Raw genomic sequence first — 16159 nt, forward strand, 5'->3', positions numbered from 1 at the left:
CGCGTCGCCCGGCTGGAGCGGAGTCCGGCGTTGGACCTGCGCCTCAGCAGGCGATGCGCTTCAGCTCGCGGTCGGACTGCGGCTTGATGCGGGCGTATTTCTTGCCGGCCTCGGCGATCGCGGCGCAGGCCTGTTCCTTCTGGCCCATGCCGTTCAGCGACATGCCGAGCTTCAGCATGCTCTCCGGCGCCTTCGCCGACTGCGGGGCGGAATTGTAGATGGCGAGGAAGCTCTCGGCCGCGTCGGTGTATTTCTTGCGCTGGTAGAGGCTCTCGCCCAGCCAGTACTGCGCCTCGGGCGCCTTGGCGTCCTTCGGATAGGTCCGCAGGAAGTCGCGGAACGTGGCCTCCGCCTGCCCGTAATCGCCGCGCTGGATGAAGCCGACGCCGAGGTCGAACTGGTCGCGCGCGCCGCCGGAGCCGGCGGTGACGGTGGGGGGCGGACCGCGGTCCGCCATGCGGCCGCCGCCGTCGTCTCCGCCGGCCGTGCTGCGGCCGACGCCGGGGGGAGAGATGCGCATCGGCCCGTTCGGGTCGTCGCCGGGGCCGTCGATCAGGCCGCCGATGGCGTCGGCGTTCCCCCGGCCGCCGCCTAGGCTTGAGGGCGGCGCGCCGGGACCGCTCGGTCCGCCGGCCGGGCCGCCGCGCGAGCTGTCCGTCGAGGCGGTGGACGGACCGGAATCGCCGAGATCGCCGCGCTTGGCCGGCTTCGCCCCGCCGCCGCCCTTGCCGTTCTCGATGTCCTGGAAGCGATAGTCGACGTCGCCCTGAAAACGCTTCAGGCCCTCGTCGTTCTTCTTCGACTGGTATTCGAGCTGCTCGAGGCGCCCGTTCAGCGTGCGCATCTGGTTCTCGATGCGGTCGAGCCGCACCGCGACGTCCGCCATCGAGGACTGGGCCGGCTCGACATTGCTCGCGCCCGTGTCGGGCGCATCGCGCGCGCCTAAGAAAGCGAGCTTCTGCTCGACGCCCGTCACGCGCTGCTCGAGCCAGGACGGCGCGGGGTCGCGCCCCGGGTCCTGCGCGAAAGCAGCGGTCGACGACGCCCAGGCGAGGCCCAGTCCGAGGGCGATGCTTCGGGCGGGCGAGAGGCGCGAAAGGTCGAGCATGTGAGGAGAAGATCCCGGCCGAGAATGCGGTGGCAAGCCCCAAAGCCGCTAATCTGTCAGTTCGGCCGAATTAGGGCTGATTCCGGCGGCCTCCGCCAGTGGCGGCCGCCGGAATCATGCGTCGGATCAGTATCCGGCGGCGCCGCCGAGCACGGTGACCGCGCGACGGTTCTGCGACCAGCAGGAGATGTCGTCGCAAACCGCGACCGGCCGCTCCTTGCCATAGGAGATCGTCTTGATGCGGCCGCCGCCGACGCCGCGCGCGGCGAGGTAGTCGCGGGTGACCTGGCTGCGGCGGGCGCCCAGCGCGAAGTTGTATTCGCGGGTGCCGCGCTCGTCGGCGTGGCCTTCGACCGTGATGGCGTAGCGCGGATAGCGGGAGAGCCACGAGGCCTGCTTGTCGAGAATCGAGCGGGCGGTCGAGGTGAGCTCGGTCGAGTCCGTCTCGAAGAAGACGCGGTCGCCGACGTTCACGACGAAGTCCTGGGTGCTGCCCGGAGGGCCGCCGCGGCCGCCATTGGCGCCGTAGCCGCCATTGGCGCCGTCCAGTCCATCACCCGTCTTCTTGGCGCAAGCGCCGAGAAGCATCACCGCGCAGAGCGCCGCAGCGATCTTCCCGGCCTTGCCGATACGCATGGTACGCGTCATGCCCGATAACTCCTTGTGGCATCCGGATGAGCGATCCATAGCAGTCTCCCCGTTAACCGAAGGTTCCGTTAGGCTTAAGAAGCCCTTTATTTCAGAAATTCCGGGCTTCGACCGCCCTCTACCTGCCGCGCGAACGCGACGCGAACATGGCCGAAGCGTGGGGCCGCGCAGATTGGGCGCGGGTGAGTCCGAGAGGACACAGGCGCCGGCTCCCCCTCCCCCAAGGGCAAGGGAAGCTGGAAGGGTCGCGCGCCAGAGGCTTCAGTTCAGCAGCGGCGACCAGGCAGGGTCGGAGGCGAAGCCCGGCGTCGGGACCTTCTGTTCGTTCCGTCCGGTGATGTCGATCGAGTAGATCCGCGGGCCGCCGCCGAGGTCGCGGAAGAACATCAGCACGCGGCCGTTGGGGGCCCAGGTCGGTCCCTCATTGTGGAAGCCCTCGGTCAGGATGCGCTCGCCGGTGCCGTCCGGACGCATTACGCCGATCGCGAATTTGCCGCCCGACTGCTTGGTGAAGGCGATCAGGTCGCCGCGCGGCGACCACACCGGCGTCGAATAGCGGCCTTCCCCGAACGAGATCCGCTGCGCCCCGCCGCCGGAGGCCGACATCACATACATCTGCTGGTTGCCGCCGCGATCGCTCTCGAACACGATCTTGGAACCGTCAGGGGAGAACGAAGGCGAGGTGTCGATCGCGCCCGAGTCCGTCAGTTTCGTCGTGGCGCGCGACCGCAGGTCCATGACGTAGATCGACGAGTTGCCGTTCTGCTCCATGCTCATCGCGACCTTCTGGCCGTCGGGCGAGAAGCGGGGGGCGAAGGTCATGCCGGGGAAGTTGCCGACCGCCTCGCGCTGCCCGGTCTCGATGTTGAGCAGGTAGACGCGCGGGTCGGAGTTGCCGAACGACATGTAGGTGATCTCCTGGCTCGTCGGGCTGAAGCGCGGCGTCAGCACCAGTTCGTTGCCGGAGGTGATGAAGCGACTGCCGTAGCCGTCCTGATCCATGATCGCGAGCCGCTTGACGCGGTTGGTCTTCGGGCCGCTCTCGTCGACATAGACGATGCGGGTGTCGAAATAGCCTTTCTCGCCCGTCAGCTTCTCGTAGATCATGTCGGCGATCAGATGCGCCACGCGCCGCCAGTTCTTGTCGGTGAAGAACTGCTGGCCCTCGAGCTGGCTTCCGCCGAGCACGTCCCACAGCCGGAACTCGGTGCGGATGCGGCCGTCGCCCTGCCGCACCATCTGGCCGGTGACGAGCGCCTGCGCGTTGATGATGCGCCAGTCGCCGAAGCGGGGCGTGGCGTCGAAGTTCGAGATCTTCTCGATGAAGGCGCGCTGGTCGATCGGCGCGAACAGGCCCGAGCGCTGGAGGTCGGCGGTGATCACCCCCGCCATGTCGCGCGCGAGTTGCGGATCGCCGCCATTCGCGAGGAAATCCGGGATGGCGATCGGCAGCGGCTGCACATTGCCCTGGTTGATGTCGATCGAGACCTGGGCGCGCGCCGGCGCGACATGCGCTGAGGCGAGGACAGCGAGTCCGAGCAGAGCGATGGCGCGAAGGAGACGGGCGGAGAGGAGATTCATCAAACTCTTCCCGATACGGCGCAGAGAGGCGCCGAAAGAGGTGAACTGAAAGCGCCGTCTTGCCCGCTTTCGCGGGCATCCACGACTTCGTCGTAAATCGAGCGGATCAAGGCGTGGACACCCGGCTTCGCCGGGCGGGGCGACCGCGGGGGAGCCATCATCCGCCCATCATGTCCTTGGGGTCGAAGTTGATGTTGACCTGCCGCCAGTAATCATAGGCGTCCGCCGGCAGCTTGAGCGGGGAGCAGCGCTGCACGGCGCGGGTCGCGGCCCCGGCGGCCGCGCGGAAGGCGGGGTTCGACGAGCTGTTCATCACCGTCGGGCCGCCCGACAGCGTGCCGTCGGCGTTGAGCGTGAACTGCACCTTGACCGCCAGGCTGCCGTCGCCGGTCGCGCCGACCGGCGGATTCCAGCACTGCATCACCTGCTCGCGCACGGCGTTGTCGATGCCCGTGCGGGCCGACATCGACAGCTTCGACGCGGTCCCGCGCGCGGTGCCGGCCGTCGTCTCGGGCGCGACCTCGCGGGCGGCCGTCGCCTTGCGGCCCGGGTCCCGCGCGTCCTTCATCGCGCTGTCGCTCGAGGACGACTTGTCGCCGAGCAGGCTTGCGACCTTCGACGGGTCGAACTTGCGCTCCTTGGCTTTTGCGGCCTTTTCGGCGTCCGCCTTCTCTTTGGCGGCCTTCGCCGCCGCGGCGGCCTCCGCTTTGGCGACACGGTCGGCTTCGGCCTTCGCGGCCTTCTCGGCGTCCGCCTTCGCCTGTTTCTCCGCCTGCTCCTTGGCCGCCTTATCAGCCTCGGCCTTCTCCTTGGCGGCCTCGGCCTTGGCGAGGCGCTCTCCCTCGGCGGCCTCGGCGAGCTTCTCCGCCTTCTCCTGCGCGGCCTTCGCCGCTTCAGCCTTGGCGGCCTCAGCCTTCGCGGCCTTGTCAGCGGCGGCCTTCTGCTGCTCCGCCTTCGCCGCGGCGGCCTTCTCGGCCTCGGCTTTGGCCGCCTTTTCGGCTTCGGCCTTGGCGGCGTCGAGATCGGGTTTAGGCTCGGGCCTCGGCGGCGGATCCGCCTTGGCGGGCTCAGGCGCAGAGGGCGGCGGCGGCGGGGCCGCCTCGACGTCCTCCTTCTGCACCGGCAAGGCGTCGTCCTTGGGGTCGGTCTCGGCTTCGGCGACCTTCTCGGCCTTGACCTTCGGCGCGTCGACCTTCTTCGAGGTCTTCGAGCCCTTGGTCATGGCGTCGAACTGCTCGGAGCTGATGACCTCGATCGGCAGCGCCTCAGTCGGGCCGACGTCGAATTGCTTCGCCGACGACAGGCTGATCAGGCCCCATGCCAGCAGCAGGCCGTGCGCGGTCGCGGAAACGGTGAGCCCGGGACGAAGCTTCAACCGTCAGCTCCCCTGCTCCAGCTCTGTGACGAGGGCGACGCGCTTGAAGCCGGCCCCGGACAGAGTGCCCATGACCTTCATCACCTGGCCGTAGTTCACGTTCTTGTCGCCCCGCACGTAGATGCGCTCGTCATAGCCGGAATTCGTGATGGCAATGAGGCGCGGGGCAAGCTCGTCGACGCCGATCGGCGTCTCCTGAAGGAACACGGCGCCGTCGTTCTTGACCGTGATCGTCAGCGGCTCCTTCTCCTCGTTGAGGGGATTGGCCGAGGTCTGCGGCAGGTCGATCGGCACGCCGACGGTCAGCATCGGCGCCGAGACCATGAAGATGATCAGCAGAACCAGCATGACGTCGACCATCGGCGTCACATTGATCTCGGACATGACATGCGTGCGGCGACGCCTGCGCGCGCCGTGTCCCCCGGATCCGCCGCTCGAGGTCATGCCCATCGGTCAGGCCCGCTCGTCGATCTGGCGGGACAGGATGGCCGAGAACTCGTCGGAGAAGCCTTCCATACGGCTCGCCTGGCGCGTCACCTGGTTGGAGAACTTGTTGTAGAAAATCACCGCCGGAATGGCTGCGACGAGCCCGATCGCGGTCGCGAGCAGCGCTTCCGCGATGCCGGGAGCGACCACCGCGAGCGACGTGTTCTTGGAGGCCGCGATCGACTGGAACGAGGTCATGATGCCCCACACCGTGCCGAACAGGCCGATGAAGGGGCCGGCGGAGCCGACGGTCGCGAGCACCAGAAGCTTGGATTCGAGCCGCTCGACCTCGCGAGCGATGGTGACGTCCAGCACCTTGTCGATGCGCTGCTGCAACCCGCCGATCGAGCGGCCGCCGCTCTCGTAGGAGCGCTTCCATTCGCGCATCGCTGCGACGAACAGCGCCGCCATCGACGTGTTGGGGCGGTTCGAGAGCGAACGGTAAAGCTCCTCGAGGCTCTGGCCGGACCAGAAGATCTTCTCGAATCGATCCATGTTGCGTTTGGTGCGCGAGAACAGGAGCTGCTTGTCGACGACGATCGCCCAGCACCAGACGGAGGCCGCAAGCAGTCCCAGCATCACGAACTTCACGACGAAGTGAGCCTGGAGGAACAGGCCCAACAGCGACATGTCGGGTGTTGGCATTGCAGTCCGTCTCCAGTCACCGCCGCCGGTCAGGCCGCGCCATAACGGGCGCGAGCGGCGTATGACCGCCGCATGCACGCGCCTAACGACCCCAAGGCTCGGAACGACCGCGCGTTTCGCCCGTCAATGTGTTGAAACTGCGACCCGATCCCGCAGGGCTGACCTCGTTCATCGCGCGTTAGCGTTAAGAGACGGTTACCGACGGCGATGTGTCTCCAGATAGCGACACTCGGATACCCCTTGGCGGACATTGCGTCGCGGCCCGCAGACCCGATGGATCAGAGCGCCGGGGTCCGGATTGGCGCCGGGCGGGAAGCTCGTCATGGTCCGGCCTGACGGGACGATCCATGGTCGCCGGTCCTCCGGTCGCGTCGGCGGACCGGCGGTCGTCACCGCGCTTTCCCCTTTGGAGTCACCGCGTGCGGATTTTCCTCGGCGCCGTTCTCGCTTGTTTGCGCCTGCTGGCTCCGGCCCCGGCCTCGGCCGGCGATCCCGGCGCGGCGACCGTCGCGGTGCAGGCGGTGACGCCGACGGCGGACGGCCGCGCGACCGTCGTATCGTGCAGCGGCGTGCTGATTGCGCCCGACATCGTGCTCACTGCCGGCCATTGCCTCGACCTGATCGAAAGCGCCTCGCAGCTCGCAGTCTTCGCCTATCGCAACGGCGCGCCCCTGCCCCGTCCGCTCGGCGTCGCCGCCTTTGCGCGGCATCCCGGCCACGTCGTCGGCTGGCGGACCAAACCCGGCGGCCCCGAAGCGCGCCAGCGCGAGATCGCAGCCGACCTCGCGCTGCTGAGGTTGGCGACGCCGCTCGCGGAGCCTGGTCCGGCTGCGCTAGGCGCGGGAGCCGAGGCTAACTCCACGATCGCGGGCGTCGGTTCAGGCGGCGGGCGGTTGAGGCGTTCGACGCTCTCGGGCGTGCGTTTCGCCTCCGGCGGCGGCGCACGGGTCGGATTCGCGACCTCCGCTGCGCCCGTCTGCGGCGGCGATTCCGGCGGTCCGGCGTTCGCGAACGGCGAGGTCTGGGGCCTTGTCGCGGCGCTGCTCAGGGCGAAGGCCGGCTGCGGAACGCGCATCGTGGCGACCCCGGTCGACCCGGCGTCGGAGGGCTTTCTGCAGATGAAGGCGAGGATTTCGGCGCGCTGAAGCCGACGCGATGTCGCCGCCCGGACACAGGGCCGGCGCCGTCGCCGCCCCCGCGGCAAATAGTGATCGAACGGCGGTTTGCCCGCATGCGATGGTGCCGTCGTCGATCCGCATGTGGGCGCGGTCGTCGAGCTCTTGTGGAATGGCGGCAGCATGCGATCGACGGTGTGGCGTCTCTCCCTCGCGGTTTGCCTGTCGGTCATCCTCGCATCGCCCTCCGTGGCGCTCTCGGGCGGCTCGCCGGCCCGCGCCAGCGACCGGCTGGCGCGGGCGACCGTCTTCATCACCAGTCTGACGCCTTCGGGCCGCAACCGCGCGCAGGTCGGGAACTGCACCGGCGTGCTGATCGATCGCGACCTCGTGCTCACCGCCGGCCACTGCCTGTCTGACCTCGGCGGCCCGAGCCTCGTAGTGGCGCAGTTCTTCGACCGTTCGAACCGGGTCGTCGGCGCCGTGCAGGTCGCAGCCGGCGCGCTGCATCCGGACTATGCCGGCCGCGCCTCCGCCGACGATCCGAAGCCCGAGCTGCTCGGGGCCGATCTCGCGATCCTCAAGCTGGCGCAGCCCGCGCCGGCCGACCGCCAGCCGATCGCGATCGCGACGCGCCCGATGGAGGCTGCGAAGGCGCGCTCGGTTCTGATGGGCGCCGGGCTGCACATTCCCGCCGACGACAATTCCGCCGGCGAACTCCGTGTCGCGCGCGTCAACGCCGAGGTCGTGACAGGCGGCCCGACCGCGGTCGCGCTCGGCGTGGCGGGCGGCGCCATCTGCCGCGGCGACAGCGGCGGCCCGGTGGTGTCCTCCGGCGGCCTCTGGGGCGTGGTGATCGCGATCGTCCGGAAGAAGAGCCTCTGCAACAGCACCGTGTTCATGGCGGTGCTCGACCCGACCTCGCGGGGCTTCCGGACGATGGTCGCGCGGGCGCGGCGGGGGTGAGACGTCCTCACTCGGTCCGCAGCATCTGCTCTCGCATCCGGGCCGGCATGCGCGCCGGGCGGCCGTCGCGCAGATAGGCGCACTGCACCGCCGCGGCGACCAGCGTCTCGCCGCCGCGCGTCACGGTCTGGCGCAGCACCAGCGAGGCCGCCTTCACGTCCTCCGCCGCCGTCGTCACCGTGATGATGTCGTCCATCACCGCGGGCCGGATGTAGTCGATCGTCATGCGGCGGACGACGAAGCCTTCGCGGCGGGCCTGGTAGAGCTCGTGATGGTCGAAATCGATCGCGCGCAAGATCTCGGTGCGGCCGCGATCGAGGAAGCGGAGATAGCTGCCGTGATAGACGACGCCGGAGAAATCGGTGTCCTCGTAGTAGATGCGCAGGGTGAGGACATGGCGCACCCCCTCCATCCGGCCGCCGAGGCCGTCGGTCGCGTCCGCCGTCAAATCGCGTCGTCCTCGTCGAACAGCGTCGTCTGGGCCCCGGCGCTCGCCGGCGCCGTGAGCCCGAGGTGCTGGTAAGCCCGCGCAGTCAGCATCCGGCCCCGCGGCGTGCGCTGCAAGAAGCCTTGCTGCAACAGATAGGGCTCGATGATCTCCTCGATCGCGTCGCGCGGCTCGGAGAGCGCCGCCGCCATCGTTTCGACGCCGACCGGTCCCCCGCCATAGTTCTCGGCGATCGCGGCGAGATAGCGCCGGTCCATGGCGTCGAGGCCGAGATCGTCGACGTCGAGCAGCCTGAGCGCGCGATCCGCCGATTCGCGCGTCACCTCGGCGTCGCCGGAGACGGAGGCGAAATCGCGCACCCGGCGGAGCAACCGCCCCGCGATCCGCGGCGTGCCGCGCGCCCGCCGCGCGATCTCGCGCGCCCCGTCGCGGGTCATCGGCAAACCCAGCACCCGCGCGCCGCGGGCGACGATCTGCTCCAACTCCTCGACCTCGTAGAAGTTGAGCCGGATCGGGATGCCGAACCGGTCGCGCAACGGGGTCGTCAGCAGTCCGGCGCGCGTGGTCGCGCCGACCAGCGTGAACTTCGACAGGTCGATCCGCACCGACCGCGCCGCCGGTCCCTCGCCGATGATCAGGTCGAGCTGAAAATCTTCCATCGCGGGATAGAGGATCTCCTCGACCGCCGGGTTCAGCCGGTGGATCTCGTCGATGAACAGCACGTCGCGCTCTTCCAGATTGGTCAGCAGCGCCGCGAGGTCGCCGGCCTTGGCGATCACCGGCCCGGACGTCGCGCGAAAGCCCACCCCGAGCTCGCGCGCCACGATCTGCGCGAGCGTCGTCTTGCCGAGGCCGGGGGGCCCCGCGAACAGCACGTGATCGAGCGCCTCGCCGCGCGCCCTCGCCGCCTGGATGAACACGGAAAGGTTCTCGCGCGCTTGGCGTTGTCCCGTGAAGTCGGCGAGCGTCTTCGGACGGATCGAGGCGTCAAGCGCGTCGTCGTCACGGATGTCGGTGTCGCGGACGGGGCTTGGGGCGGTCATCGGGGCGTTCGGTCGGAGGCGATCAGGACCGTGATACGGCATCCGCGCCGATCATGGAACGCGGCGTCCGGGCGGTCATTTCGCGAGCTCCTTCAGCCCGGCGCGGATCAGCGTCTCCGTGGTCGCGGTTTCACCCAGCGCGCGGCTGGCGGCTGCGATCGCGCCGCTCGCCTGCGGCGCGCCATAGCCGAGGTTGACGAGCGCCGAGACCGCGTCGCGCACAGGCGCCGGGCCGCGCTTCTCCGCGACGTCGCCAACGACGCGCGCGAGCCCCGGATCGACATCGGAGAACAGCGGCGCCTTGTCTTTCAGCTCGGCCGCGATGCGCGCCGCGACCTTGGGGCCGACGCCCGGCGCGCGGGCGATCGCCACCTTGTCCTGCAGCGCGATCGCGGTGGCGAGGTCGGACGCCTCCAGCGTCGAGAGGATCGCGAGCGCGACCTTGGTTCCCACGCCCTGCACGGTGTTCAGCAGGCGGAACCATTCGCGCTCGAGGTCGGCCATAAAGCCGAACAGCTGGATGCGGTCCTCGCGGACGTGGGTCTCGATCGAGAGCCGCGCGGTGTCGCCCGCCTTCGGCAGCCGCGACAGCGTGCGCGACGAGCAGCTGACGACATAGCCAACGCCGCCGACGTCGAGGATCACCCAGTCTGCGCCGACCGAATCGACGACCCCCGTCAGCTTGCCGATCATGCCGGAACCTTGGGCGCCGCGAGCCGCGCGGCGGAAACGCGGTGCTGGGCGTGGCAGATCGCGATGGCGAGCGCGTCGGCCGCGTCCGGGCTCGTGACCTGCGACTTCGGCAGTAACACGGCGATCATCGCTTGGATCTGGCGCTTCTCGGCGTGGCCTGCGCCGACCACGGTCTTCTTGATGAGGTTGGGGGCGTATTCGGCGACTGGTACGCCGGCGAGCGCCGGAACCAGCATCGCGATCCCGCGCGCCTGGCCGAGTTTCAGCGTGGCGGACGCGTTGGTGTTCACGAAGGTCTCCTCCACCGCCGCCTCATCCGGCGCATGCTCCGCTAGCACGATGGTCAGCGCCTCGTGCAGCGCAGCAAGCCGCCGGGCGAGGTCGAGCTTGTCGTCAGGCTTGATGACGCCGGCCGCCACAAACGACAGCCGCGAGCCCTCGGACACGATCACGCCCCACCCCGTGCGCCGGAGGCCGGGATCGACGCCGAGGATGCGAATCGGAGACGGGCTCATCCGCGCGATCGTGCGGCGGCGCGAGCTGGTAAGACAAGCGGCGGTGAGGCGGCGCCTAAACCCGCCCGCGCCTCACCCTCACGAAAACATACAGCGCGAGCGCGCCGACCACTGTGAAGAACACGATGTTGAACCACGGGATCACGGTGTCGGCGGGGTCCCAGCGGCGGACGGCCACCGCGTTCGGGAACATCGAGAACAGCTGCACCCGCCAACCATATTTGGTGATGAGCGCGATTCCCTTCTCGCCGGAGATCGCCGAAGCCACCGCCTGCACGTCGGCGCTGTTGAACTTCAGATAGAACGGGAAACCCCAGCCGGTATCCTCGTTGCGATAGACATGCGGTTTCTTGGTGTCCGGATCCTCAGCGTAGATGAAATAGACGTCCTTGCTGGCGCCGGTGTGGTCGCTGTCGATCGGCTTGCCGGAGGAGACGTCGACGCGCCTGACCTCGGTGTTCACGATCCGCACGAGGTCGTGCCGCGGCAGCACGTAGTGCAGGAACCCGCCGATCGGCAGCACGAGCACGATGAGAAAGGCGAGGACTGCGCGAAGCATCGGGGAGATTTCTCCAGGGACCACGATCACCCCACGTCTTAGCGCGGAAGCAGCCTGCGCGGCGTAGATTTCTGGGTTCCGGTCCTCGATCGAGGTCGTCCGGCGCGAACCGCGGCCATGCCCGGAGGCGCCGGACGGCCGCGAATCCTTGCGATCGCCACGCTCCACTCTCACCTCGCTGACGCGAGACAGCGCCATGACACGCTTTTCGCGTCAGCGATCGCCCGCGGGTCGCGTCTTACCCCCGAGACGCAGCCATGCGCTGGCCGCCGAAGGGCGACGGATCCGTCGCGCACAGGTTCGGCGCGGCGAAGGAGGTGGCGTCTTCGGTCTTCAGCTGGCCGGGCGTGTCGTCGCCCATCGGGTCGAACCTCAACACGCCGTCCGCGTCTGCGGTGAAGATCGTGTCGGTGGGAAAATGCATGTACGGCCCCTCGGCGACCGCGCGCGCGAAGCTGCCGGAGTCCTTGGCGTAGCCGTAGGCGGCCATCAGGTCGGCGGTGCGGTAGATCCCCGGCTGCAGCCCCGCGCCGAGATAGCTCATGCGCATATAGGTCGGCACGGACGCCGGGAGATAGCTGACCTCCTCCGGGAGGTCCCGCGCCACGTCCTTGGCGCGCTTGCCCGCGTAGGTCCGGAGCACCGCCTGCTGCTCCGGCAGCGCCGCGCCCTTCAGCTCCACGCTGCGGCCGGCGCTGACGCTCAGACCGTCCGGCGCCTGCGTCAGCACGACGTATCCGCTCGCCCACACCGACACCATCTCCGGCATGCTGGTGTAGCCCGCGCGCCGGCCATACTGGTCGAGCGAGCCGACCGCGTAGACCCCGTCGGAGAGCGCCAGCACGTTGAGCAGACTGTCGGGCGCCGTATTGCCCGCCGCGACGAACACCGGCACCCCGAGCGCGCGCAGCCGGCCGAGCTGGCGGTCGATCTCAGTATAGGGGTTCGCCGGATTGCGCCCGCCGGTGACGACCTCGAGCAGTTCGCGGCGCCGCGGGTTCACGTCGCCGGGCGAGAAGCCGCGTTCGAGCGGGATGCGGGCGTTGATGTCGTCGAGGGAGACCGGCAGCACGATCGAACTCACGACCGCCGCAGGCTTCGCGATCCGGCCGTTCTCGATGTCGCGCGCGAGCCTCGCGAAGTCCCGGCCGAGCGTGCGGACGTTGAAAACCGGGTCGATCTGGTAGGCCACGGGGTCGGAATGCGAAGCCGCGACGATCGCGGCGACGACGTCGCCATGGCTGATGGGGCCAGGCGCCTCGCCGTCCGGCGCCGGCAGGTCGTCGTCGATGTTGGCGGGCTTCAGGAAGGTGAAGGTGTCGAGAACCACGAAGGGCGCCGCGGAGCCGCAGGCGGCGCGGGCCGCCGCTTCGGCGCTGGCGTCCGCAAACTGCGCCTCCGCCCCGCCGAGGCGGCCATAGGCCGCCAGCCCGGCCCGTCCGCCGAACAGCGCGATCGACGCCGCCGCGACGAACGCCGCTCCGATCGCCAGCGATTTCGTCGCCTTGCCCATTCCCCGATCCTGGAGCTCAAGATAGCCGGTGGAAGATGGCCGACGGTCATGCTGCGTGACGGATGATTCTTATGCAACGCTCAAGACGCAACGCTCCCCTGACGCGACGGCGGGCTCTGATCCGGACGCCGCCGCCGCCCGCCGTCCGCCTACGCTCGAAAATCGTGACGGGATCAGCACAGTGAAGGGCTGGCGCCGCCATGGACTCCGGCTCGTGGTCTGCGCGGCCCTTGGGCTCGCCGCGGGCTTCGCCGCACGGATCTGGACGCCGTCGGAGATCGCGCTCGCGCTCGGCTGGGACGTCGCTGCGCTCACCTACATCGTCCGCGTCTGGATGGCGCTGTCGCCGGTGCCGGCCAAAGAGATCAAGACCTGGTCGCGCCGCGAGGACGAGGGCCGCGGGGCGATCACGATCATCCTGACCTTCGCCGTCGCCGCGAGCTTTCTCGCGATCTTCGACATGATCTCGGGCAAGTCGAACGGCGTCCAGCTCGCGCTCGCAGCCTTCACCATCCTCTGCTCGTGGACCCTGCTCCACACTGCGTTCGCGGCGCACTACGCCCATCGCTGCTTCGACGGCGGACCGGACACGCCTGCGATCTCGTTCGAGGGCGAGCCGCCGCGCTTTATCGACTTCGCCTATTACGCCTTCACCGTCGGCATGACCTTCCAGGTCTCGGACACCGACACGCAGACCAGCGCGATGCGCCGGCTGACCCTGATCCACGGCGTCGTGTCGTTCGTTTTCAACACGGTGATCATCGCGATCAGCGTCGGCGTGGCGTCAAGCCTGATCGGAGGTAACTGAAACGCGAGGTCCACCCGCGGGCCCGGCTGAAAACCGTTGGCAGCGTCTGAGTCAGACGGACCCGACCGCGGGCTCGCGGCTTCCAATGCGCTCGATGATCAGCACTGCGAGCGCCACCACGGGCGGCGCCAGGAAACAGGCTTCCCGGAAGCTCGCATAGGCCCAGGCGGCGGCGAAACAGCCGAGCGCGAAGCAAACGATCCCCGGAACCATCGTCGAGAAACGCCTGCGCGCCGCGGCCTTTGTTTTGGCGTCGGCGCCGCGGATGATGTCGGCGAGGTCCACCATGACCTGCGTCGTGGTCAGCGTCATTACGGTGGTCGCAGGCACGGCCGCGAGATGGGTGCGGTGCGTGGCATTCTGGATCGCCATGGCGGCGACCAGCGCAGCCCCAACCGCCAGCGCAAGCAGCGCGTCGCCGTCCGGAAAAGGCCCGAACCGCATGGCGAGAGCCGCGCCCGTCGCCAGCAGCGCGAACTGCGCGCCGAGCATCACCGGCAGCGACAACCGCAGCAGCCGCATCAGCATGATCACGACGCAGAACAGCGGCAGCGCGAGAAGCTTCGCGAGCACGCCGGTCGTGCCAAGCGCGAGCGCCGCGCCGAACGTCACGAAGTTGCCGGTGACGTGTGTCGTGAACAGGCCGTGAAGGGCCAGAAATCCGGCCGTGTCGACATAGCCGGCGTTGAAGCTGAGCAGGGACTGGATCGCTTTCATCCGGTGATGAGGCCCGGCGGGCGTCAGGCCGTCAAGCTGGCGACCGCATCTCGTGCTCAGCCGGCGAACTGGTAGGTGACGGGCAGCCACCGGTAGGCCGCGCCGCTGCGCTCGACCATGCCGAGCGAAGGAAACGACGTGTGGTAGCCGAGCACGGGCACGCGCTCGGTCGCCGCCATGTCGTAGATGCGCTTGCGCGTCGCCTTGCCCTGCTCCTTGTCCATGTCGAAGAAGGCGCTCCATTCGGGATGGGCGAGCGAGGCGACCTCATGATGCGCGCAGTCGCCCCAGGCGAGCAGCCGCTTGCCCTCGCTCTCGAGGTGGTAGGCGAAGTGTCCCGGCGTGTGGCCGTAGGCCGCGACAGCCGTGACGCCGGGCGCGATATCGTCTCCTTCCTTCAGGAAGGTCGTGCGATCGGCGAGCAGCGGCATCGTCCTGCGAAAAAGCTGGGCTGACTTGTTTTCGTTGCCGCCGACGGGCGCCGCGAGCCGCTCGTCCTTCGACCAGAATGCGTATTCGACATCGCCCACCGCATAGCGCGCATTGGGGAATACGGCCTGACCGTCTTCGATCGCGCCACCGATGTGGTCCACGTGGCAATGGGTGAACGCCACGACGTCGATATCGTCGGGCGAGAAGCCGGCGGCCCGAAGACTTTCCACGATTCGGCCGGCGGCAGGTCTCGGAACGAAGCCGTCCGCGCCGTTGCCCGTGTCGATCAGCACGATCTCGCGTCCGGTGTTGATCACGATCGGGCTGAAGCCAGGCTGGAAGCGGCTTTCCGGCAGCAAGCTGTCGCGCATCAACTGCTCGACCTCTTCCTTCGGGCGATCCTCGCCGACGATCGGCCAGGGACCGTCGACCATCGCGCCGCCGTCGGAAACGACAGTAACCTCGAAGGCGCCCAGTCGGAATCGCCGAAAGGGCGGCTCGGACGCTCCCATGAAGGCGACCGACCTCGCCCGTGCGGGCGCGATCGAGCCGCCGAGGACCGCAGGCGCGGCAAGCGCCGCAGCGGAGACGGCGATAAGACGGCGGCGGGTGAAATCTGTCTCGAACACAGCTAGCGTCTCCCGGACGTCTTGTTGGAGACAGACGCTAAAGGCCGATTGACGGAGATCGCTTGTACGAATCCGCTGCGCCAAAGGCCGCTTCGCTCCAGCCGCTGTGGCGGCTCGACGCCGCACGGACTTTGTTCATCGGCCCGCTCCGCTATAACGCCAGCCATCAGCATGGCGCGCCGGTGTTCCTATCGAGCCTCGGCGGCCCCTTCGGCTTGAGGCTCGGCCTCGGACCATGGCTATCCCGCACGGCGGCCATGATCCCCGCTGGCGTCGCACACGAACTCGACCTGCAAGGAGAGCCGCTTGCGGTCCTCTATCTCGAGCCAAGCGTCGCGGGCTCGGAGGCGCTGGCGCCGCTCGTGATGGACGCCACCGAGGCCCACGGCGCTCTCGTCGGCCGTTCGGCGGCGCGCGACCTTTTCCGCGAGCTCTACGAGAACCCTGACAGTCTGCGCTGGGCGGGAGAGGCGCTCGACGGCCTGCTCGGCTTCGCGGCGGCGCGGACGCGACGCGACATCGATCGCCGCATCGTCCGCGCGGTCCGGATGGTGGATCGCACGGACGACGAACGCCCGCAGTCGCTCTCCGAGCTTGCTTGCGCGACAGGGCTGTCCCCCTCGCGGCTGCAGCACCTGTTCACCGAGGAGGTCGGCGTGTCGTTCCGCCGCTATCGCGCATGGACGCGGATGCGACGGGCGATCGGCGAGATCGTCGCCGGCGCGAATTTCACCACCGCAGCCCATGCGGCCGGCTTCTCCGATCAGGCGCATTTCTCGCATGATTTCCGTCGCACCTTCGGCGCTCCGGCATCCGTCAGTCTGTCAGGCGTTCGCCGTTGAAACCGATCGGCTCGCCTCGCCGTATATCCGACGACC

The 16159-nt window shown here is 68.9% G+C and carries 18 protein-coding genes; 4 read left to right on the forward strand and 14 right to left on the reverse strand.

What is annotated here, in order from left to right:
- Nucleotides 1–43: 43 nt before the first annotated feature.
- The 6 genes from ybgF to tolQ all read right to left on the reverse strand — a co-directional run bounded on the left by ybgF (nucleotide 44) and on the right by tolQ (nucleotide 5843).
- Complete coding sequence (ybgF, locus tag PKE75_RS15070) at nucleotides 44–1108, reverse strand: tol-pal system protein YbgF (protein ID WP_271169565.1); 1065 nt, start codon at nucleotides 1106–1108, stop codon at nucleotides 44–46.
- A 126-nt stretch (nucleotides 1109–1234) separates the two neighbouring features.
- Nucleotides 1235–1744 carry a peptidoglycan-associated lipoprotein Pal gene (gene pal / locus PKE75_RS15075; RefSeq protein ID WP_271169636.1) on the reverse strand — a complete coding sequence of 170 codons (510 nt, stop codon included), beginning with the start codon at nucleotides 1742–1744 and terminating at the stop codon, nucleotides 1235–1237.
- Nucleotides 1745–2017: 273 nt separating this feature from the next.
- Complete coding sequence (gene tolB, locus PKE75_RS15080) at nucleotides 2018–3337, reverse strand: Tol-Pal system beta propeller repeat protein TolB (protein ID WP_271169566.1); 1320 nt, start codon at nucleotides 3335–3337, stop codon at nucleotides 2018–2020.
- 157 nt (nucleotides 3338–3494) lie between these two features.
- A complete protein-coding gene (tolA, locus tag PKE75_RS15085) occupies nucleotides 3495–4712 on the reverse strand; it encodes a cell envelope integrity protein TolA (protein WP_271169567.1) in 1218 nt (405 codons plus the stop codon).
- A gap of 3 nt (nucleotides 4713–4715) precedes the next feature.
- Entirely contained in the window at nucleotides 4716–5162 is a 447-nt protein-coding gene (gene tolR / locus PKE75_RS15090; RefSeq protein ID WP_271169568.1) for a protein TolR, read from the reverse strand.
- Between the two features lie 3 nt (nucleotides 5163–5165).
- Nucleotides 5166–5843, reverse strand: a complete 678-nt coding sequence (gene tolQ / locus PKE75_RS15095) for a protein TolQ (RefSeq protein ID WP_271169569.1) — start codon at nucleotides 5841–5843, stop codon at nucleotides 5166–5168.
- 419 nt (nucleotides 5844–6262) lie between these two features.
- On the opposite strand from tolQ, the gene PKE75_RS15100 reads away from it, so the two are divergent.
- Nucleotides 6263–6988, forward strand: a complete 726-nt coding sequence (locus PKE75_RS15100) for a trypsin-like serine protease (protein ID WP_271169570.1) — start codon at nucleotides 6263–6265, stop codon at nucleotides 6986–6988.
- Between the two features lie 153 nt (nucleotides 6989–7141).
- On the forward strand, nucleotides 7142–7924 hold the full coding sequence (locus PKE75_RS15105) for a trypsin-like serine protease (RefSeq protein WP_271169571.1): 783 nt from the start codon (nucleotides 7142–7144) through the stop codon (nucleotides 7922–7924).
- 7 nt (nucleotides 7925–7931) lie between these two features.
- Here PKE75_RS15105 and ybgC read toward each other — a convergent pair whose 3' ends face one another.
- The 6 genes from ybgC to PKE75_RS15135 form a co-directional block, all read right to left on the reverse strand.
- Nucleotides 7932–8372, reverse strand: coding sequence for a tol-pal system-associated acyl-CoA thioesterase (ybgC, locus tag PKE75_RS15110; protein WP_309298819.1), 441 nt, complete (start codon nucleotides 8370–8372; stop codon nucleotides 7932–7934).
- Nucleotides 8369–9415, reverse strand: a complete 1047-nt coding sequence (ruvB, locus tag PKE75_RS15115) for a Holliday junction branch migration DNA helicase RuvB (RefSeq protein WP_271169572.1) — start codon at nucleotides 9413–9415, stop codon at nucleotides 8369–8371. The genes ybgC and ruvB overlap by 4 nt, the downstream gene beginning before the upstream one ends.
- A gap of 75 nt (nucleotides 9416–9490) precedes the next feature.
- Nucleotides 9491–10108 (reverse strand): Holliday junction branch migration protein RuvA, encoded by a 618-nt coding sequence (gene ruvA, locus PKE75_RS15120; RefSeq protein ID WP_271169573.1) that lies wholly within the window; start codon nucleotides 10106–10108, stop codon nucleotides 9491–9493.
- The gene (gene ruvC / locus PKE75_RS15125) at nucleotides 10105–10623 is read right to left on the reverse strand and encodes a crossover junction endodeoxyribonuclease RuvC (RefSeq protein WP_271169574.1); all 519 of its coding nucleotides are present in this window, start codon (nucleotides 10621–10623) and stop codon (nucleotides 10105–10107) included. Before ruvC ends, ruvA begins: the two co-directional genes overlap by 4 nt.
- Nucleotides 10624–10678: 55 nt before the next feature.
- Complete coding sequence (locus PKE75_RS15130) at nucleotides 10679–11380, reverse strand: DUF1523 family protein (RefSeq protein WP_271169575.1); 702 nt, start codon at nucleotides 11378–11380, stop codon at nucleotides 10679–10681.
- 40 nt (nucleotides 11381–11420) lie between these two features.
- Nucleotides 11421–12695, reverse strand: coding sequence for a S8/S53 family peptidase (locus PKE75_RS15135; RefSeq protein WP_271169576.1), 1275 nt, complete (start codon nucleotides 12693–12695; stop codon nucleotides 11421–11423).
- Between the two features lie 181 nt (nucleotides 12696–12876).
- On the opposite strand from PKE75_RS15135, the gene PKE75_RS15140 reads away from it, so the two are divergent.
- On the forward strand, nucleotides 12877–13503 hold the full coding sequence (locus PKE75_RS15140; RefSeq protein ID WP_271169577.1) for a DUF1345 domain-containing protein: 627 nt from the start codon (nucleotides 12877–12879) through the stop codon (nucleotides 13501–13503).
- A 51-nt stretch (nucleotides 13504–13554) separates the two neighbouring features.
- Here PKE75_RS15140 and PKE75_RS15145 read toward each other — a convergent pair whose 3' ends face one another.
- Together PKE75_RS15145 and PKE75_RS15150 are read right to left on the reverse strand one after the other, a co-directional pair.
- A complete protein-coding gene (locus PKE75_RS15145) occupies nucleotides 13555–14220 on the reverse strand; it encodes a DUF1275 family protein (protein ID WP_271169578.1) in 666 nt (221 codons plus the stop codon).
- A gap of 56 nt (nucleotides 14221–14276) precedes the next feature.
- Nucleotides 14277–15281, reverse strand: a complete 1005-nt coding sequence (locus PKE75_RS15150; protein WP_428979146.1) for an MBL fold metallo-hydrolase — start codon at nucleotides 15279–15281, stop codon at nucleotides 14277–14279.
- 62 nt (nucleotides 15282–15343) lie between these two features.
- On the opposite strand from PKE75_RS15150, the gene PKE75_RS15155 reads away from it, so the two are divergent.
- Entirely contained in the window at nucleotides 15344–16123 is a 780-nt protein-coding gene (locus PKE75_RS15155; RefSeq protein ID WP_271169579.1) for a helix-turn-helix transcriptional regulator, read from the forward strand.
- Nucleotides 16124–16159: the final 36 nt, after the last annotated feature.

Origin of the sequence: Hansschlegelia plantiphila, assembly GCF_027922265.1 — a bacterium.
Lineage (GTDB): Bacteria > Pseudomonadota > Alphaproteobacteria > Rhizobiales > Methylopilaceae > Methylopila > Methylopila plantiphila.